This window comes from Pectobacterium colocasium (assembly GCF_020181655.1).
Classification (GTDB): Bacteria; Pseudomonadota; Gammaproteobacteria; order Enterobacterales; family Enterobacteriaceae; genus Pectobacterium; species Pectobacterium colocasium.
In genome coordinates, this window is the sequence record NZ_CP084032.1 from 2970870 (window position 1) to 2990398 (window position 19529).

A 19529-nucleotide genomic window follows, 5' to 3' on the forward strand; every position below is an offset into this window, starting at 1 on the left:
CAGTCCCAAAACCAACCGAAAGACGATGTTTTTCTACTGACCGCCGGAGCGCAATTCCATGACCGCACAGCCCACTATTCTTAAAATCCGTCGCCCTGACGATTGGCACATTCACCTGCGTGACGATCGGATGCTGGAAACCGTTCTCCCCTATACCAGCCGTTTCTTTGGCCGTGCGATTGTTATGCCTAACCTGACGCCACCGATTACCAGCGTGGCCAGCGCTATCGCATATCGTCAGCGTATTCTGGCCGCGGTTCCGCAGGGCGATGACTTTCAGCCATTGATGACGTGCTACCTGACCGATGCGCTTGATGCCAATGAAATCGTGAATGGCTTTGAGCAAGGCGTCTTTACCGCAGCCAAATTATACCCGGCCAATGCCACAACAAACTCCAGCCATGGAGTCACCAGCGTCGCCAATATCTCTGGTATTCTGGAGAAAATGCAAAAAATGGGTATGCCGCTGCTCATCCACGGTGAAGTGACCGACGCTGCCGTTGATATTTTCGATCGGGAAGCGCGCTTCATCGAAACGGTACTGGAGCCATTGCGCCAAGATTTCCCGGAACTGAAAGTCGTCCTTGAGCACATTACGACAAAAGAAGCCGCGCAGTATGTTGTTGAAGGTAATGATTATCTCGCCGCTACCATTACACCGCAGCATCTGATGTTTAACCGCAATCATATGCTGGTTGGCGGCGTTCGCCCTCACCTGTACTGCCTGCCTATCTTAAAACGCAATACCCATCAGCAGGCGCTACGTGAAGCCGTCGCCAGCGGCTGTGAACGCCTTTTCCTCGGTACTGACTCCGCGCCTCACGCAAAACACCGAAAAGAATCCAGCTGTGGCTGTGCCGGCGTGTTCAATGCTCAGGCGGCATTAAGCACCTACGCCACCGTTTTTGAAGAAATGAACGCGCTTGATAAACTCGAGGCCTTCTGCTCCCTGAACGGCCCACGTTTTTATGGCCTACCGGTGAACGACAGTTGGATTGAACTTCACCGTGAAACGGTCACGTTCCCGGAAGAAATCTCTCTCGGCGACGAGTCACTCATCCCCTTCCTGGCGGGACAAAGCCTCAACTGGTCAGTCCGTTAATCGACAAGCCCATCTGCATTATGCCGATGGGCTAAATTTTATTGCGCGTCTTGTTCTCCACTTGCAATAACTGTATAAATAAACAGTTTAAAATTTGGAGGTCACTATGCGCGTAGAAATCACTCTTGCAAAGACAACGCCGTTACCCGCCGGTGCGATTGAAGCACTCAGGCATGAGCTGGAAAAGCGTATTCACAAAATTTACCCCGATACCCCCATTCAGGTTCGTTATGCATCCGCAAATAACCTGACGGTCATGGGTGCAGGCAAAGATGACAAAGATCGTATCTCTGAAATCTTGCAGGAAACGTGGGAAAGCGCCGACGACTGGTTTACGGCAAAGTAATCTAAAGCTTGAAAGATAAGGAAGATATAGGCTGTAATGGCAGTTTAAAGCGGCATTTCGCCATGTGCTATGACCGAGGGTATCTGTTATGACGGTAGAAAAACCAGAAGAGGCAATGACATTCGGGGAACTGCTGGAGCTGATTGGCGAGCAGCAACGTAAAATTGATGCTCTGGAACTCGCCTTCTCGTCTTTGGCATTCTGCCTTGATGAAAAAGCCAACAAACTGATGATTCACAATTTAACATTGGAATCTCAGAATGAGAATCGAGATCCCGCGATGAAGAAATACCTTGCTCGGCTTGCCGCTGCATTAGAGAACAATACCGGAACCAGCGCGGACTAATGTTCTCCCTCCAGTGACAATACCCTCGGGATGAAAATCTATTCGTCCCGATATTTCATCAGAACCATCACCTACGCCTTCGTCATACCTGCCTGTGTAATTTTTTTTACACAAAAAATGAAAATATTTCCCATAAAACAAATAAGCAGCAGTATACTCATAATGCTCATTCAAAAATAATGAGCTACCAGAAGCCTCATTAGTCACTCATGTTAGTAACTAGTCAATAAGGGGTATTTATGGATAGAAAAAATGAAGTTATTCAGACACATCCTCTTGTAGGTTGGGACATCAGCACCGTTGACAGTTATGACGCCATGATGATCCGTTTACACTACTTATCCACCTCGGATCAAGCACCAGACGAAGCGCATGTTGATCGAACCCTTTGGCTAACGACCGATGTTGCCAGACAGCTGATACATATACTTGAAGCTGGCATTGCGAAAATTGAATCGACAGACTGTGACGTCAGTGATTATCGAAAACATTAGCCATTGATAGCGTTATTAATATTATATTCAATACCCACGAATTTGCGTTAATACCATTTGCATTCATAACAATACCGCCCTACTGGCGGTATTGTTATTTCAGAACACGGTATTTTCCTCATGTTTTAAGACTCGTAAGTTGAAGTACAACCCTCCTGTAATCGCGAAACAGCTGACCTGCTTTGTTCATTATTACCGCTGTTCTCCTGCTAAAGTGATTGCCTTTCCCCTTTAATTATCAAAAAAATTGAATGCATTTTCATAATAAAATCAAAAAAATCGTTACATAATTTAGTCATGTGATAATCACAAATATTATGTTGATTTTGCATTCACTTCTGTTTAGCTTTTGTTTAACAAACGCACTCGACTTAAAGGAATCATAATATGACTTGGCGTAACTCCCCATCCCGTTACGGTCATATCAGCATTTTTCTGCACTGGATTGCAGCGTTAACCGTTTATGGCATGTTCGCCTCAGGACTCTGGATGGTGACACTTAACTATTATAGTGTTTGGTATCACCGCGCCCCTGAAATTCACAAAGCGATTGGTGTACTGCTTTTTGCCGTCATGATTTTTCGCGTTATCTGGCGCTTTATTTCTCCACCACCGCCACCACTGAAAAGTTACTCTACCGTCACTCGCGTGAGCGCCACACTCGCTCATATCGCACTTTACGTTATTTTGTTCTCCATTCTGATTAGTGGATATCTTATTTCCACTGCAGAAGGGCATTCAGTTCCCGTTTTTGGCTGGTTTTCTGTTCCGGCCATTATCAGCGGCTTGACGGATCAGGCCGATATAGCAGGCGACGTGCATCTTTATCTTGCATGGGCGGTGGTTGCCTTATCAGTACTGCACGGTTTAGCTGCATTAAAACACCACTTTATAGATGGTGATAACACGTTGAAACGAATGTTGGGTCGCAACGTTCATTAACCTTATGGATTTTATGGAGAAATACCAATGCTGAAGAAAACACTACTGAGCCTGACCGCAGTATCTATGCTTGCCTCTGCCGGTTCTGCACTGGCGGCAGAGTACAAGTTCGATAAAGAAGGCCAGCATGCGTTTATTGAATTCCGCATTAAACACCTCGGTTACAGCTGGCTTTACGGCAGCTTTAATGACTTCGATGGCGCCTTTACTTTTGATGAGAAAAACCCATCAGCAGATAAAGTGAATGTCACGATTAACACCAACAGCGTTGACACTAACCACGCTGAACGTGATAAGCACCTGCGCAGCGCAGAATTTTTAAACGTTACCAAGCATCCGCAGGCAACGTTTACCTCCACTGAAGTGAAGAAAGACGGTGAAGATTACGATATTACCGGCAACCTGACCTTAAATGGCGTCACCAAACCAGTTAAGCTTGATGCCAAACTGATCGGTCAGGGCGATGACCCTTGGGGTGGCTATCGTGCAGGTTTTCAAGCTGAAGGCACTATCAAGTTGAAAGATTTCAACATCACGACAGATTTGGGCCCAGCTTCGCAGGATGTAGAACTGATTATTTCCGTTGAAGGCGTTCGCCAGAAATAAGGTGACACTGCACATCAACAGAACAAAGCCCTTTCCTATGGTAATAATGCCGATCGTTTAAGAATCGAGATACCGGGGCTACCACGGTGCGAGGTATCCCTACGGGAACCTCATCACCGTGTTTCCCCCTAAATCCATGCTTAAGTGAACAGCATTACTTTCCTATGGAAAGGGCTTTTTCTATTACGCGATTAGCCGCTAATTATTCAGTCTTGTCTTTCGCGACAGGAACCGGGGTGTGCAGCGTTGACTGTAATAATCCTTTGGATTTATTAAATATTTTCATTCCATTTTCACGCCCGCTGCGTATCGCTCGCTGTTCTTCCAGCGGCAACTTCATTTCATCCTGACACTGCGTGCTACAGCAGCCTTCGTATTTTGCAGCGCAGGCAGGGCACTGGATAAACAGAAGATGGCACCCTTCATTACGGCAGTTAGTGTGACTGTCACACGACGCTCCGCACTGATGGCAATGCGCGATGACGTCATCAGAAATGCGCTCTCCCATTCGTTCATCAAACACAAAATTCTTACCGATAAACTTCAGCGGTAGTCCCTGAGCTTTAGCCTGACGCGTATATTCAATAATACCGCCCTCGACGTGATATACGTTCTTAAAGCCATGATGCAACATGTAGGCGCTGGCCTTCTCGCAACGAATCCCGCCTGTGCAGTACATGACAATATTTTTGTCGCGCGACTCATCAAGCATTTCAACTGCCATCGGCAGTTGCTCACGAAACGTATCCGACGGCACTTCCAGCGCATTCTCGAAGTGCCCGACTTCATATTCGTAATGGTTACGCATATCGACAAACACGGTGTCGGGATCGTTAGCCATCGCATTAACCTGATCGGCTTTCAGGTATTGCCCGACATTCGCTGGGTTAAATGTCGGATCGTCAATCCCATCAGCGACAATCCGTTCGCGTACTTTCATACGCAATACCCAGAACGATTTCCCGTCATCTTCCAGAGCGATATTTAAGCGAATCTGATCGAGCGCCGGGTGCGCACTGAACAATACCGCCTTAAAGGCCTCGAACTGATTATTTGGCACGCTGATTTGTGCGTTAATCCCCTCAGTCGCAATATAAATGCGACCGAAGACCTTACATTGCTCAAGCTGAATATACAGACTATCGCGAAAGGCTTTTGGATCATCAATGGTGAAATATTTATAGAAGGAAACTGTGGTACGCGGCTCGGTTTCCGCAAGCATACGCGCCTTCAGTTCCTCATTAGAAATCCGGTTATGTAACACTGGCATGGTGTACGTTCCTGTCTTCATTGAGGTTAGCGTGTGACGTTCATCATCGAGCCATAGCCCGACACATTGAATCGCCCGGCATCATACCTGATAGCGTAGTGACTGTCAGGGCATGAAATGAATAGCGCGACGTCAAAGAGTGATCTACCGTAAACCTATAACCTTATCGTAAACCCATGACCTTACCGTAAACCCATGCCCCCTGGGATTCATTTTTGCTTTCATGAAGTATCATCATCGAAGGATCTGTCATTATGAGTCAGCTTTTCTCACCCGTATCACTTGGCAAACTCGAACTGCCCAATCGGATCATCATCGCCCCCATGTGTCAGTATTCGGCTGAGGATGGCAAAGCGACGGCCTGGCATACCATGCATTTAGGTAACCTGTCACATTCCGGGGCAGGCCTGCTCATCATCGAGGCTACCGCGGTTTCGCCGGAAGGCCGGATTTCCCCGCACGACCTTGGTTTGTGGGATGACGCGACAGAACAGGCTCTTGCTGGCGCGGTTAACGCAGTCAAAACCTATTCTGCCATGCCTCTTGGCATACAATTGGGCCACGCGGGCCGCAAAGCCTCAACGGGCGTTCCGTGGAGCGGACGCGCATTTTTGCGCCCGGAACAGGGCGGCTGGCAAACCATTGCCCCCTCCGCTCTCCCTTACAATGCCAGCGATGCGGCACCGCTGGAAATGTCAGAACAGCACATCCATACATTAATTAATTCGTTCGTGGATTCAGCTAAACGCGCGGATCGTCTGGGCTTTGATCTGATAGAAATTCACGCCGCTCATGGCTATTTGCTGCATCAGTTCCTTTCACCGCTAACAAACCATCGCACGGATAACTACGGAGGAACGCTTCAGAATCGGATGCGCCTGGTCGTTGAAATTTACCGCGCAATACGCGATGTTTTCCCCGCGCACAAAGCCGTTGGCGTGCGAATTTCTGCGACGGATGGCGTGGAAGGCGGTTGGGATCTAGACCAGTCCGTACAGCTTAGTAAAATTTTGCATGAATTAGGCTGCGATTTCATCCACGTATCCAGTGGCGGTCTGTCGCCGTTACAGCAAATCCATCCTGCGCCTAATTATCAGGTGCCGTATGCGCAGCGGATTAAGCAAGAGGTTGGCATCACCACCATCGCCGTTGGGCTGATAACCGAGCCGGAGCAGGCAGAAGCGATCGTCGCAACGGGTGAAGCAGACGCTATCGGGCTGGCTCGCGCCATACTCTTCGATCCCCGCTGGCCATGGCATGTGGCCGCCAGACTGGGCGCGCAGGTATCCGCCCCCGCACAATACTGGCGTAGTGAACCACGCTACGCCAGAGGCATTTTCAAACAATAGCGATAATACGCCGTGTTCAGGCGATCCGATCTGGGTCGCCACTTCTCTACCTCACCACACGTCATGCCACCAAAGGTTAAAACTCATTTGCTGAAAATGATACGATCATAGCCGTTTTTTGCATAAAAATCAGTCAATAAGACGACAGTAATTTGTGTTATTGGCAAAGCGCCGCAATAATCTATCTTGCAGTTAACCATTAACTCGTTTTTTAACGGTTCGCGTGCTGAGCAGCACCAAAATATTGATACTGAGGCCATGACACAAATCCCTTCTTTTAATCGTTCATTGCTACATCCGCGCTATTGGCTCACCTGGTTGGGCATCGGCATCCTTTACCTTATCGTTTTGCTACCCTATCCCGCTCTATATCGTATCGGTATCGCACTTGGTCATTTGGCTATGCGTCTATTACCAAAGCGCGTCAACGTTGCTACCCGTAACCTTGAACTGTGTTTTCCCGACATGCCGCAGACTGAGCGTGAAGCATTAGTCAGGAAAAATTTTGAATCTGTCGGTATGGGTGTGATTGAAACCGGTATGGCCTGGTTTTGGCCAAACTGGCGTATCGAACGCTGGTTTACGGTGACCGGCCTTGAACATATCCGCCCTGTATTGGAGAAACAACAAGGCGTGTTACTCATTGGTCTGCATTTCCTGACGCTGGAATTGGGAGCCCGTATCTTTGGCATGCACAATCCCGGTATCGGCGTGTACCGCCCAAACGATAACAAGCTGATCGATTGGTTACAGACCTGGGGAAGACTACGCTCTAATAAGTCCATGCTGGATCGTAAAGATCTCAAAGGTATGATTCGCGCACTCAAGCAGGGAGAGATCATCTGGTATGCTCCCGATCATGATTACGGCCCACAAAGCAGTGTCTTTGCTCCGCTCTTCGCCGTCGATAACGCAGCGACAACCCGCGGTAGTTATATGCTGATAAAGACCGCGCGGCCTGCCGTCATTCCTTTTGTCCCACGCCGCCTGCCTGACGGAAAAGGCTATGAACTGCTGATTCAACCTGCCGAACAGAATGCCCCTGTAGATAATGAAACCGAAACTGCCGTGTGGATGAACAACATCGTTGAACAGAATATTCTGCTCGCACGTGACCAATACATGTGGCTGCACCGCCGTTTCAAAACCCGCCCGGAAGGCGAACCGTCCCTGTATTAACGAGCACCTTTCTGTACCGGTTACTCATTGCAGGAACGGGGATACCTTACCTTGTGACAGAGTGACAGACGAAAAAAAAGCAACGGCAATTGGTTGCCGTTGCTTTATCTTTCATACCAACACGAAGTTAGCTTGTGATATGAGGTGCGGGAAGTTTCTGGTAAGACTCAATCCACGCAGCATAGGCTTCCGGTTTTTGCCACACATGGTAGTGTAAGCGCGAGATCGTAACGGGATCGCTAAGCAGTGCCAGACGTTGATTGTTGCTCACCTCTTCCGGCTTGCGATTCAAGGCCTCACGCACATTCTTCTCACGTACGTCTTCGATCGCCCGACTAAAGCGATGACGCGCCGTCGCCATTGCGCTGGCAAGGGCGTTAATTGACGGATCAAAGACAGCCTGCATAAACCCGCTATCCAGTCTACGCTGATGGTTCAGTCGGCAATATTCATCGGTTGCAACCAGTTCACGCGGCGGATTGAACTCTTCCGGTATCAGCAACAGCTTGGCTCGTTTACAGCCCAACCCTAATGACGCACGGCTCGAATACACCGAAACAAACGGCGACAAAATCAGCGAGAAGACTATCGGAGCCAGCCACCACAGGAAGCGCAGATCTAACCATGCCATACCAATCGCCCAGACCAGCCCCAAAATCAATTGGGAACCGTGGCGCACAAACGCCTCGCTCCAAGGAGTTGCATCGTCGTCACGCTGCGGAGAATTCCACTGCACCGACCAGCCGAGAAACGCACTGACAACAAACACCGTGTGGAACAGCATACGAACCGGTGCCAGCAGAACCGAGAACAGCATTTCCAGCAACAGCGAAATAAATACCCGGAAAGCGCCGCCGTATTCTTTTGCGCCTTTCGCCCACACCAGAATCACGCTCAACAGTTTTGGCAAGAACAGCAAGACCAATGTCGTCGAGAACAGTGCAATAGCCAGTTCCGGCCGCCACTGTGGCCAGACGGGGAACAGTTGCCGAGGCTGCAAGAAGTACTGGGGTTCCATAAGCGTATGCACAACCTGCAACGCCGTAGAGAGCATCAGGAACATAAACCACAATGGCGCCGACAGATAAGACATGACCCCTGTCAGGAAAACAGCGCGGTGAACCGGATGCATACCTTTGACCAGAAACAGCCGGAAGTTCATCAGGTTACCATGACACCAGCGGCGGTCACGTTTCAACTCATCCAGCAAGTTAGGCGGCAGTTCTTCATAACTTCCCGGCAGATCGTAGGCGATCCACACCCCCCATCCAGCACGACGCATCAGCGCCGCTTCGACGAAGTCGTGAGAAAGAATCGCGCCAGCGAACGACCCTTCACCCGGCAGCGGTGCCAGAGCACAGTGCTCAATGAACGGCTTCACGCGGATAATCGCGTTATGTCCCCAGTAGTGCGATTCACCCAGTTGCCAGAAGTGCAGACCAGCGGTGAACAACGGGCCGTAAACACGCGTCGCAAATTGCTGACAGCGCGCATACAGCGTATCCATGCCCGACGCCTTCGGCGAGGACTGAATGATACCGGCGTTCGGGTTCGCTTCCATCAGCCTGACCAGAGACGTCAAGCATTCACCGCTCATGACGCTATCAGCATCCAGAATAACCATGTAGCTGTACTGATTACCCCAGCGGCGGCAGAAATCATCGATATTGCCACTCTTACGTTTAACGCGACGACGGCGACGGCGATAGAAAATACGCCCTGCTCCGCCGACATCACGACACAGCTCAATCCAGGCTTTTTGCTCTGCCACACAGATATCGGGATCGTTACTGTCGCTCAGAACGTAAATATCAAAATGCTCAAGATTGCCCGTCGCTTCAACAGATTCATACGTCGCACGCAATCCCGCAAATACGCGTTCTACGTCTTCGTTACAAATCGGCATGATTAACGCCGTGCGATGCTCTGGATTCAGCGGTTCATTACCCACCGTCGTGGAAGAGATGCTGTATTTATCTCGACCAATAAGCAGTTGCAAGAACCCCATCAGTGCAGTCCAGAACCCGGCAGACACCCAGCAGAACAACACCGCAAACAGAACCAGTATGCCGCTTTGCAACACATAAGGAAGCAACTGCATCAGCGAGCGCGTCCACGGTTGCCCCGCCATTTCAAAGGGGTTGATGAGCGCCCATCCCTGATAAGGCAGGATAGTTTTCATGTACCAGGTTGCGATGGCGGTCTGGAACAGCGTTAACACCAATAGAATATAGCGGCGGATTGTTCCCACCAGACGCCAGCGATTTTCGGAAATTTTCTCTTCCGGGCTGTAATGAGGGCGAGGCGGCACAGTACGGCCCAACAGACTTTCCCACCAGCGAACCAACGGATTCGTCCGCCAGATGTCTGGGAACATAGAAGCGCGGGTAATAACGGGCATCGCTTTTAACGCCGTCCGCCCTTCTCTGTCAGTGCCGAGTTGCTTACCGTTGTCCAGGCCATCTTCCCAGGCCATTTCAAGACGTGCCTGCACAGAATGCAGCGCAACATCATCTTCGGCCTGAACGTTAACCTGATGGCCTTCAGACTGGCTATTCTCAGATAAGGTCCGATGCAAAACGGCCTGATCGTTCCAGGCCGCTTGCGGTAATTTTTCGCGAAGAACCTCTGCCTGTTCGGCAGGCAGAGGTAGTTTCTCAATATAATCGAGAGAAGAAGTTGACTTATTCATTAGCAGGCAGCTGATTGCTCCAGGTTTCAGTCAATGTCGTCTCGCCATTAACCAACGCAGCTCTCATTTCAGTCGGCTGTTTCGCATCTTTCACACGCAAACGCAGCGTCAGACGCCAGCCATGAGTGACCGGGTTATAGCGAACATTATTTTCTACAATCTCGCCGTTGTCGCCAATACTGACCTGAGAAGCGACCGGAGTGCTCTCATCCAGCTCTTTTAAATTCGGCCCAACAAAATCCACAATGTACGCGATCGTGCCGTCAGGCTGGCGGATCAGGTTAGATTGTTTAACATCACCGGCAGAACGGCGAGTCTGTTGAACATAGGCAATGTTCGGGGAATGCAGTTGATCTTCGTCGCGCGTAAAGTGCAGACGATATTTAATATCCAGCGGTTTGCCTGTTTCAGGCAATACATCAGGCGTCCAGAAGGCAACGATGTTGTCGTTGGTTTCATCCGCAGTAGGAATTTCAACCAGCTCAACTTTTCCTTTGCCCCACTCGCCTTTCGGCTCAACCCAGCCGCTTGGACGCAGATCGTAACGATCGTCAAGATCTTCATAAGCCGCGAAATCACGACCACGCTGTAGCAGACCAAACCCTTTCGGATTTTCTACCGAATAGGTGCTCACGGACAGGTGCTTCGGATTATTCAGCGGACGCCAGATCCATTCGCCATTGCCGGCATGAATTGACAAACCGTTAGAGTCGTTCAGCGCCGGACGGTAGTTCAGCGTCGGTGACGGCTGGTTCGGCCCAAACAGATACATACTGGTCAGCGGTGCGATGCCCAGCTTGCCCACTTTGTCACGCATGAACACTTTAGCCTGGACATCGACCACACTGTCACGGCCGGGATAAACGGCAAAACGATAAGCCCCTGTCGCACGCGGAGAATCCAGCAGCGCATAAATCACCAGGTGTTTATCATTTGGTTTTGGACGTTCAATCCAGAACTCACGGAAGCGAGGGAATTCTTCACCAGAAGGTAACGCGGTATCGATAGCCAGACCGCGAGCAGACAAGCCATAAATCTGACCTTTACCTACCACACGGAAATAGCTGGCGCCCAGCATACTGACGATTTCATCGTTCTTATCGGCTTTATTGATTGGATAGAGAACTTTAAAACCGGCAAAGCCGAGATTTTTAACCGTTTCAGGATCGTGGTTGACGGAACCAAAATCAAAATACTCAGGTGAGTATTTAATCTCATCAACCGTTGTCGCCGTCACTTCATTAATTTTCACCGGGGTATCGAAATACATCCCCTGATGGTAAAACTGGATTTTGAAAGGCGTCTGTACATTATTCCAGTATGATTTGTCGTTATTGAAACGAATTTGCTGATAGTCCGCAAATTTCATATCACGGAATTGCGCAGGAAGATTACTTTTCGGCGCTTCAAAACCTTTTTCAGCCAGCTTTTCAGCCTGCTGTGCCACATCATCAATAGAGAATGCCCACGCTGGCACTGCGCTTACAGACAGCATAACGGCGGCAGACAGCCAGCGAAGGCTGGCAACCCGCTGTTTAAACCCAAATTTATTATCCAGCACAGCTCCCCCTGTTCGTGTGCTTCAATCAACTAAAATCCATATTAATGGATAAGTTAGCTTTCCGACAACTTGATAAAGATATTGTTCATCATAATAGGTCAGCGTTTAAACAACGAGAACGCTAAAGCATGATAAACCGGGTGATAAACGTGGAAAACAGCCACGGACTATAGCGAATATCGACCGGTGCGTGCGTAGGATTATTCCGTTTACGCCCGTGCAATTTTCTGGCTCGCCACCGATCAGCACAGGAACGAATATCAGCATCAGATCACATGTTACCTGAAGTTTATCGGTATAAACATTTGTGTAACAATGCAAGGACAAGTAAAGTACACTCCCTGACTGAACCCGGTATTGTTGAATATAAGACTGCTATGCTTTTGTCCGCGCTACGACGGCGAAGTTTCCCAGCCTGGGTCGGCATCTTCGCTATTTTGACCATCTTTGTTGCACCCGTGATTTCACAAACACTTGTGCTTCACGAGCGTGAGCATCGCGTTCATGAACAGGGGCATCATGAAGATGGGAACCCTGACAATAGTGCAAGCCACAGCAGCCACGGCGGCAATCTAGCGGAGCAACAGCATACCGGGCACACGATGTCCGGACACCACGGCACGCCATCACACCATTCTCCTTCATCACCGTCGATGATGATGGATCATGCCGCTTGCGGTTATTGCGTGCTCTTTTCTTATACGCCGGCGCTGTTCGCAGCAGGCTCTCCCAACCCCATACTGATCGCTTCTTTATCTGAAGCGCTGGTTATTCATTTTATCTCCCGTATTGTCCTTCCTGAACGTTATGCTTCCCCAGTGGTGCGCGCCCCACCGTTCTGAATCATGCATCATCATGCCCATGTGCATTTATAACGCATCGTGCTATGCCTTATTCAGGTGTGGCCTTTGCTCATTTTTTTGCTAAATGATTTCAGAGGGTTCTATGTCACACCCTACTCAGGCATCAGCCACTGCTGCCGCCTCCGGTACGCGCTCAGCCGGAGAAACCGCATCGGCTCAACACGCGGTAGACAACGTATCGCCACGTGCCGCGATCGTCGCTCTGTTCATCCGGCTGCATTTCTATATCGGTATTTTTGTCGGTCCTTTTATTTTTATCGCCGCCCTGACAGGAACGCTGTATGTCCTGACGCCGCAGATTGAAAATCGGCTGTATTCACACCAGCTATTTACTGAAAGCCAGGGCACTCCGCATTCGCTGGCTGAACAAATCCGTGCCGCACAGGCGGGGCTCACTCATCACCAGGATGCAAAATTACTGGCGGTACGTCCGGCACCGACGCCCCATGATACTACCCGTGTAATGTTTGCCTTACCGGAACTCGGGCCATCGGAAAGCCGCGCTGTTTTCATCGATCCCGTTTCGCTGGAAAACCGCGGCAGTGAGATAGTTTATGGCACCAGCGGCATCCTGCCATTTCGTATCTGGCTTGATTACCTTCACCGCGGGCTGCTGCTAGGCGATATCGGGCGTAATTACAGCGAGCTGGCGGCATCCTGGCTGTGGGTGGCCGCACTGGGTGGCATCGTCATTTGGTGGTCAACTCGCCACCAGTCGTCAGCAGCCAAACGGCGGAAGTTGAAAAATAGCCAGACGACGGCAGCGAAGACACAGCGCCTGCGTCACTGGCATGCCACGATGGGGCTGAGTCTCGTGCTTGGCCTGCTCTTTTTCTCCGCAACGGGGTTAACCTGGTCACAGTGGGCTGGAAGCAACATTTCTGTCGCCCGCGCCGCGCTAGGATGGCAAACCCCATCAGTGAAAACTCAGTTGCCTACCCCCATGTCTAACCACGACATGATGCACGGTCACGATATGGCGATGGCTACGGATGAACACGCGGAACACCATGCGTCAATGCCGATGGGAAATGTCGACGCATCTTCACCCGCGTTATTTGACAAGGTGCTGACTGCCGCACGTCATGCCGGGATTGATGCCAATAAAATCGAAATTCGCCCCGCCAGTCAGCTACACCGCGCCTGGACCGTCACGGAGATCGACCGCGCCTGGCCAACGCAAGTGGATGCCGTGTCGGTAAATCCTGATACGCTGGAGATTGTAGACAAAACCGATTTCAACACCTTCCCACTGGCCGCAAAGCTCACTCGCTGGGGGGTGGATGCGCACATGGGCGTGTTATTCGGGTTACCAAACCAACTCATCCTCGCGGCGTTTGGGCTTGGACTCTGTACGATGATCGTGTGGGGCTATCGGATGTGGTGGATACGCCGCCCGAAATCTCGTCATGCTGCGAATCCGGTCAACACGCTGACGGCGGCCTTGATGCAGGTTCCTGTCTTTCACCGCCTGCTCATTATGCTCATTACGGTGCTGTTGGCTGTGAGTTTGCCTGTCATGGGGATCAGCCTGCTTATTTTTCTGCTGATTGACACGGCTCGGTGGTACATGAACCATTCAAAGCGGGCTATGGCCAAAAGCTGATTTCCGCACGGCTATCATCCCTGTAGAGCCATAAAAAACCGCCATTATGCGACATAACTTGTGCAACACAATTTATGCAACATAATGGCGGTCAATCAGTAATATGGGCTAACGACAGACGTTAGAACGTCGTCCAATCCGCTAGCTCACCTTTGGCAGTGGTTTTTTCTGCACGGTTATTTTTAGGTGCAGCCAGCGCTGGCGTTTCCGTTTTTCTATTCAACGTCGCACTTTTGTACCCGGAGCCAAGATTGAATACGCTGACCGTACGTGCGAGGCTATTTGCCTGATCTTGTAACGAGAGCGCAGCAGCGGCGGATTCTTCAACCAACGCGGCGTTCTGCTGGGTTGTCGTATCAATCTGCCCTACGGCCAGGTTGATCTGGTTGATACCATCGCTTTGCTCACGGCTGGCCTGCGCAATTTCGCTGATGATTCCCGTAACACCCTGTACATTCGTCACCAGCGAGTTCATCGTAACGCCGGTTTCTTCTACCAGATCCATGCCGTCCTGCACTTTCTTGAACGAGTCATCGATAAGCTCTTTGATTTCTTTTGCCGCCGTCGCACTTCGCTGAGCCAACGCGCGAACTTCACTGGCGACAACGGCAAACCCTCTCCCCTGCTCACCAGCACGCGCCGCTTCAACGGCCGCATTCAGCGCCAGAATGTTAGTCTGGAATGCAATACCATCAATCACGCCGATAATTTCCGCCATCCGCTGTGACGAATCCCGAATGCCGCGCATTTCCTGCGTTACCGTTTCCATCATGGCACCGCTTTTCTTCACCGTTTCAGACGCGCTGGCTGCAAGATCTGTCGCCTGCGTCGTATTATCGGCGGTATTTCTGATCGTTGACGTCAACTGTTCCATTGATGACGCCGTTTCTTCCAGCGAGCTTGCCTGCTCTTCCGTTCTGGCAGATAAATCCTGATTCCCCGCGGCAATTTGCGATGCCGCGCTGGAGATCGTTTCTGCACCATCACGCACCTGGCTGACAATCTGTCGTAGGCTGCTATTCATATTGCTCAAGGCGGATAACAGCTGACCGGTTTCATCTTTACGATCGTTATAAATCTCAGAGGTCAGATCGCCTTTCGCGACATTTTCAGCAACACCCAGCGCTTCCTGTAGCGGCTGAGTTACGCTACGGGTAATCAACGAAGCAATAATCAACCCAGCCAGCGCACTGATGATAATGATCGTAGCGAGAACCATCAGCGCGTTTTTGTAGCTTTCTCCCACCGCTTGCGCTGAGGATGACATCTTGTCATCCTGTATCTTGATGAATTCGCTGACCTTGCTGGTATATTTCACCTGGGTGACACGCGTGACATTGAAGTATTCTTCGGCAGCGGCGTCCGTGTTCCCTGCCGAGATCAGCGAAGCGAGTTTGTTCGCTGAACCAAGGAAATCGCGTCGGATGTCGCCAATATCACGCAGTACCGCAACAGATTTATCGTCATTGACGGACTGGTTCAGATACTCCATGAGTTCAGATATTTTCGCCGAACGTTCTTTGTTCAGCGCCAACTGTTTATTGATTTCACTTTCTGATTTAAGTAATAGTAACAGCTGCTGATTATTGAGGTAGCCATTCAGCTCATCAATCAATTGATTACTCTTGACGGTCAGTGGATAATTTTGTGAAACAATTTCATCCATTTTTTCGTAGTTGGAGGGTGGTGAAAGTGGAGAGAAGCCATCACCACCACAGCCCGCCTGCCTATGCCACCGCCTTTATCCTGCCGCCATATGCCAGCCATGCACCAGCCCGCCGCCACATGCACCATGCTGCCGCAGCATGCCATCTGCTGGGCAGAGTGTTTGTGTGCTGGCGCGCATGCACAATGTGCAGCGAAACGCGCAGTGGCTTAACTGCAGCAGTGGCCAGCAGCCTGTAGCCAGTGCCTGCCTGGGGAGGGGGGGGATGGGAGTTGAGCAGGGTTTGGGAGTGGGGGACAGGGTTTGGTGGGTGGTGGGAGGCAGGATGAGGTGAAAAGCGGAGCAGGCGCAGGTGGTGTGTGAGCAGATTGAAATTGTGATGTGTAGGGATGGTTTGGGTTTTTGGCTGGGTGGGTGGATGTGAGGGCAGGGATTGTGACAGGGTGAGGTAGGAGGCGAGGCTGACTGACAGAGTTTTTGTATTGTTTTTGATGAGTACAGTGTAGTGACATGTTGAGTGTGGGATGGAATTTGTTGAGGTGGTGGGGGATGGATGGGGGTGGCAGGTGTGGGTGGCTTTAGGCTAAGCTTCGAGTTCGATACAAATGGCGTGCCGTTGAGCAAAAAACTCACCCAGACGCATTTTCATTAACGCGCCTGGGTGATTTAATTTTGCTATTTATTTTTTGAATCAATCAGAGATGCAGAGCCACAGCCCAGTATTACTTTTTCTTGGACGTCGCTTTGGATTTACCTTTCAGCAATTCCCTGATTTTCTTTAGTTCTTTCTGCGTCAACGGCGCTTCTGCACCGACTTCTTCTGTACCCTGACTATCCACCAGCTCAGAGGACAGTTCAGAGCCCTGATGGCTTTCATCAAAGCTCTTCAGTAACCGAGCGCTGACTTCTGCACTGATAGAGACTTCGTTTTCCAGGGCAGCAGCTTTGATTTTTTCTTTCAGCTCTGAGGAAATTTTCAGGGACAGGCTAGATATCTCACTCATTTTATTACCTTTCTCATGGGGTAAAATAGTAAGCTATGACAGCCAGCCAGCAATGTCCATACTGAAATAAAAATTTAATATTTCTGTCACAAAAATAGCGTAATTAATTTCTTAGTAAAGGTATTATTATTTCGCTATTTTATTTCCCCTGCTGAATATTACCTATTCCCCTTTCTCATCTTCCAGTCATCAATCATTTTCCGAGTCACGTCGTCTTTGTAACAAATCGGGGAATATCCCCCAACCCGACTCCATGCGCTACGTTTGCCACACTTGCTGCCATTACGCGCTAGATTATAAGGACAAGGGCAATTACCGGAATAAGAAGAAATTGATTCCTGAATGATCCGTTCTTTGATCTGTTCATCAGAAATCTGAGTCGTTTTCGCCATACTAGGCGTAGAAAAAGAAAACAGAACCACAGCGCACACCATCGCAATAGCCAGCGTCGTTTTCATACCGAGGGTCTCATTTTAGCCAGAGGATAATAACTGTAGTACAAAATACGTACCGCAGAACGCGGTTCTCCAGCTACCCATCATGGGTTAAAAAATTGATCATAAAATATTAACAACATAAAATGCAGGCGCTCTGAGGATAAAAGGAAACAAACGTGCCACATCACTCCCTATGGGAACTCATTAAACTTACCTACACGATCGGTTTTGTCATCGCTCTGATCGTCACTTTCTTGTTAAGTAAAGATAAGTCTCTGTTCATCCGATTCTTTACCTCGCTAATTATCGGCCTTACCTGGCCGCTGAGCTTTCCTGTTGTCCTGCTGTTCTCCCTTTTTTGAAGCATCGCATCTCCTCCAGATAACCTGCATGATGAATCAGCACGGTCGTGCCTATCCATACCTTTTAGAGAGTATGCCCCACGATGAGTAACATTCTGATCAGCGCCTGTCTGTCTGGCTTTCCCGTTCGCTATAACGGCACCAAAAAGAAATCGATTGACGACTATCTTACCCAGTGGCGCCAACAGGCGAGACTGATTACGTTTTGTCCGGAACTGGCCGCGGGTTTCCCAACGCCCAGGCCTTCGGCGGAAATTATCCCGGCCTCTGGCAGCACTTCAGTCATCACGGCTGGCGCTAAGGTTGTCGAAGCAACCGGCGGCGATGTGACCGAACGTTATATTTTGGGCGCCTGGCTAACGCTGCAAATGGCGCAACAGCATAACTGCCGCTTTGCACTCCTCACGGAAGGGAGTCCATCTTGCGGTAGCCACATGATATACAGTGGGCGATTTGATGGTTCACAAACGGCGGGAAGCGGCGTTACCGCAGAATTACTGATTCGCCACGGTATAGAAGTGTTTTCCGATCGTGAGATCGAGCAGTTAATCGAACGTGTTGAATACTGCGATCGCCACGCTGATGCGTAACATCGCCACTGCCCCATTACAATGCGGCAGTGGCGTTATGCCAAAAAACTAACGGACAACCAATACCGATATTTTCGCATGGCGAACGATAGCAGCGGCATTTGAGCCGAGCAAATAGGTTTTTACATCTGGCCGCCGCGAACCGATTACGATCAAATCCGCGTTCATTTCCTCCGCCAGCGCTAACACTTCGTCTCTGGCCGCCCCAAAACTGACGCTGCATGACAAGCGCGATGCTGGCAAATCAATCGTTTTCATCAGTGATTTAAGCTTGTCATTCGCTTTCACCACCGCCTCATTCTCAAACTCTTTTATGCCAAAAGAATATGCAGATAAGAACGCCGACGCATCCGGGAGGGAATGAAAGAGGTGTATTGCGGCACCTGACATTTTGGCCAACCTGACGGCATGCGTAATCGCGTGTTTGGTGAGTTCATCTTGCTCTATATCTACTGGCACCAGGATGCTCGTGTACATAATCACCTCCCCCTGCGTGGATAATTGATTACCTCTCAGTATGTAAGAAGCGTAGTTCGACTATCGTCAGCAGAATATGATCCCGTTCACTTTTACACATGTTGCCCATTATTTTTAGCCAGCCCCCATTAACTCACCACCAGCGTTTCTTTAAAGCGATCGTGACTTTCCTTTACAGCGACTACAGCGACCGCGAATAAATTCGCGATGCTTCCCCCCAAGGGTGATAGCCCATTCCGATAAAGTGGAAGTCATAGCGTTCATAAAAACCGAGCAGTTCAGTGCATAAATGCAGCGCAGAAAAACCCACACGACGAGCTTCCTGCGCAAGGTGTTCTATCAACTGTCCCGCATATCTATTGCCGCGATGATCTTCTTCAACGTAAAGCGCGCACAGCCAGGGATAAAGATCCATACGGCTGATGAAATCATTGGTAATTAACCCTGCACCACCAATAATATGCCCGTCCTGTTCCAGCAAATACCAATCAGGTAATGGGTTTTCAGCACCAATGCAGTGGTTGATACAGTCTTCGTAAAGCATCAACGTCTCATCGGATGCCCAGTGGCGCTGGAAGTAATGAATCGCCCGTTCTTTATATTCAGGGTGATGCCTGACAGAAATAATATTCACCAT

20 protein-coding genes are annotated in these 19529 nt (G+C 49.8%); 12 read left to right on the forward strand and 8 right to left on the reverse strand.

The annotated features are described in order from the left end of the window. The first annotated feature begins 58 nt into the window (after nucleotides 1–58). The 6 genes from pyrC (at nucleotide 59) to LCF41_RS13320 (ending at nucleotide 3836) form a co-directional block, all read left to right on the forward strand. The gene (gene pyrC / locus LCF41_RS13295) at nucleotides 59–1102 is read left to right on the forward strand and encodes a dihydroorotase (protein ID WP_225085023.1); all 1044 of its coding nucleotides are present in this window, start codon (nucleotides 59–61) and stop codon (nucleotides 1100–1102) included. A 106-nt stretch (nucleotides 1103–1208) separates the two neighbouring features. Then, complete coding sequence (gene dinI, locus LCF41_RS13300; RefSeq protein WP_225085024.1) at nucleotides 1209–1448, forward strand: DNA damage-inducible protein I; 240 nt, start codon at nucleotides 1209–1211, stop codon at nucleotides 1446–1448. A gap of 88 nt (nucleotides 1449–1536) precedes the next feature. Continuing rightward, nucleotides 1537–1794, forward strand: coding sequence for a hypothetical protein (locus LCF41_RS13305; protein WP_225085025.1), 258 nt, complete (start codon nucleotides 1537–1539; stop codon nucleotides 1792–1794). Nucleotides 1795–2033: 239 nt separating this feature from the next. Further along, nucleotides 2034–2288, forward strand: coding sequence for a biofilm formation regulator BssS (gene bssS, locus LCF41_RS13310; protein ID WP_005970542.1), 255 nt, complete (start codon nucleotides 2034–2036; stop codon nucleotides 2286–2288). A gap of 387 nt (nucleotides 2289–2675) precedes the next feature. Then, nucleotides 2676–3230 carry a cytochrome b gene (locus LCF41_RS13315; RefSeq protein ID WP_225085026.1) on the forward strand — a complete coding sequence of 185 codons (555 nt, stop codon included), beginning with the start codon at nucleotides 2676–2678 and terminating at the stop codon, nucleotides 3228–3230. A gap of 30 nt (nucleotides 3231–3260) precedes the next feature. Beyond that, the gene (locus LCF41_RS13320; RefSeq protein WP_225088176.1) at nucleotides 3261–3836 is read left to right on the forward strand and encodes a YceI family protein; all 576 of its coding nucleotides are present in this window, start codon (nucleotides 3261–3263) and stop codon (nucleotides 3834–3836) included. A gap of 202 nt (nucleotides 3837–4038) precedes the next feature. Here the strand turns inward: LCF41_RS13320 and trhO are convergent, their stop codons facing one another. Further along, on the reverse strand, nucleotides 4039–5106 hold the full coding sequence (gene trhO / locus LCF41_RS13325) for an oxygen-dependent tRNA uridine(34) hydroxylase TrhO (RefSeq protein ID WP_225085027.1): 1068 nt from the start codon (nucleotides 5104–5106) through the stop codon (nucleotides 4039–4041). Between the two features lie 254 nt (nucleotides 5107–5360). Here trhO and LCF41_RS13330 point away from each other — a divergent pair, with 254 nt between their 5' ends. Then, complete coding sequence (locus LCF41_RS13330; RefSeq protein ID WP_225085028.1) at nucleotides 5361–6455, forward strand: NADH:flavin oxidoreductase/NADH oxidase; 1095 nt, start codon at nucleotides 5361–5363, stop codon at nucleotides 6453–6455. A gap of 258 nt (nucleotides 6456–6713) precedes the next feature. Continuing rightward, nucleotides 6714–7634, forward strand: coding sequence for a Kdo(2)-lipid IV(A) acyltransferase (locus tag LCF41_RS13335; protein ID WP_225085029.1), 921 nt, complete (start codon nucleotides 6714–6716; stop codon nucleotides 7632–7634). 127 nt (nucleotides 7635–7761) lie between these two features. On the opposite strand, the gene mdoH is transcribed toward LCF41_RS13335, so the two are convergent. Together mdoH and LCF41_RS13345 are read right to left on the reverse strand one after the other, a co-directional pair. Further along, entirely contained in the window at nucleotides 7762–10326 is a 2565-nt protein-coding gene (gene mdoH, locus LCF41_RS13340; RefSeq protein WP_225085030.1) for a glucans biosynthesis glucosyltransferase MdoH, read from the reverse strand. Then, the gene (locus LCF41_RS13345; protein ID WP_225088177.1) at nucleotides 10319–11821 is read right to left on the reverse strand and encodes a glucan biosynthesis protein G; all 1503 of its coding nucleotides are present in this window, start codon (nucleotides 11819–11821) and stop codon (nucleotides 10319–10321) included. The genes mdoH and LCF41_RS13345 overlap by 8 nt, the downstream gene beginning before the upstream one ends. Nucleotides 11822–12264: 443 nt before the next feature. On the opposite strand from LCF41_RS13345, the gene LCF41_RS13350 reads away from it, so the two are divergent. Together LCF41_RS13350 and LCF41_RS13355 are read left to right on the forward strand one after the other, a co-directional pair. Then, nucleotides 12265–12729, forward strand: coding sequence for a DUF2946 domain-containing protein (locus tag LCF41_RS13350; RefSeq protein ID WP_225085031.1), 465 nt, complete (start codon nucleotides 12265–12267; stop codon nucleotides 12727–12729). A gap of 103 nt (nucleotides 12730–12832) precedes the next feature. After that, complete coding sequence (locus LCF41_RS13355; protein WP_225085032.1) at nucleotides 12833–14356, forward strand: PepSY-associated TM helix domain-containing protein; 1524 nt, start codon at nucleotides 12833–12835, stop codon at nucleotides 14354–14356. A 121-nt stretch (nucleotides 14357–14477) separates the two neighbouring features. Here LCF41_RS13355 and LCF41_RS13360 read toward each other — a convergent pair whose 3' ends face one another. From LCF41_RS13360 to LCF41_RS13370, 3 genes are all read right to left on the reverse strand, one after another. Further along, complete coding sequence (locus LCF41_RS13360) at nucleotides 14478–16022, reverse strand: methyl-accepting chemotaxis protein (RefSeq protein ID WP_225085033.1); 1545 nt, start codon at nucleotides 16020–16022, stop codon at nucleotides 14478–14480. 722 nt (nucleotides 16023–16744) lie between these two features. Then, nucleotides 16745–17026, reverse strand: a complete 282-nt coding sequence (locus tag LCF41_RS13365; protein WP_225085034.1) for a hypothetical protein — start codon at nucleotides 17024–17026, stop codon at nucleotides 16745–16747. Between the two features lie 158 nt (nucleotides 17027–17184). Beyond that, the gene (locus LCF41_RS13370; protein ID WP_225085035.1) at nucleotides 17185–17484 is read right to left on the reverse strand and encodes a hypothetical protein; all 300 of its coding nucleotides are present in this window, start codon (nucleotides 17482–17484) and stop codon (nucleotides 17185–17187) included. 155 nt (nucleotides 17485–17639) lie between these two features. Between LCF41_RS13370 and LCF41_RS13375 the strand changes: the two genes are divergently transcribed. Together LCF41_RS13375 and LCF41_RS13380 are read left to right on the forward strand one after the other, a co-directional pair. After that, complete coding sequence (locus tag LCF41_RS13375; RefSeq protein ID WP_225085036.1) at nucleotides 17640–17825, forward strand: GhoT/OrtT family toxin; 186 nt, start codon at nucleotides 17640–17642, stop codon at nucleotides 17823–17825. 83 nt (nucleotides 17826–17908) lie between these two features. After that, the gene (locus LCF41_RS13380) at nucleotides 17909–18415 is read left to right on the forward strand and encodes a 2-thiouracil desulfurase family protein (protein WP_225085037.1); all 507 of its coding nucleotides are present in this window, start codon (nucleotides 17909–17911) and stop codon (nucleotides 18413–18415) included. Between the two features lie 48 nt (nucleotides 18416–18463). On the opposite strand, the gene LCF41_RS13385 is transcribed toward LCF41_RS13380, so the two are convergent. Beyond that, nucleotides 18464–18892 carry a universal stress protein gene (locus tag LCF41_RS13385; protein ID WP_225085038.1) on the reverse strand — a complete coding sequence of 143 codons (429 nt, stop codon included), beginning with the start codon at nucleotides 18890–18892 and terminating at the stop codon, nucleotides 18464–18466. 181 nt (nucleotides 18893–19073) lie between these two features. Then, nucleotides 19074–19529, reverse strand: a complete 456-nt coding sequence (locus LCF41_RS13390) for a GNAT family N-acetyltransferase (protein ID WP_225085039.1) — start codon at nucleotides 19527–19529, stop codon at nucleotides 19074–19076.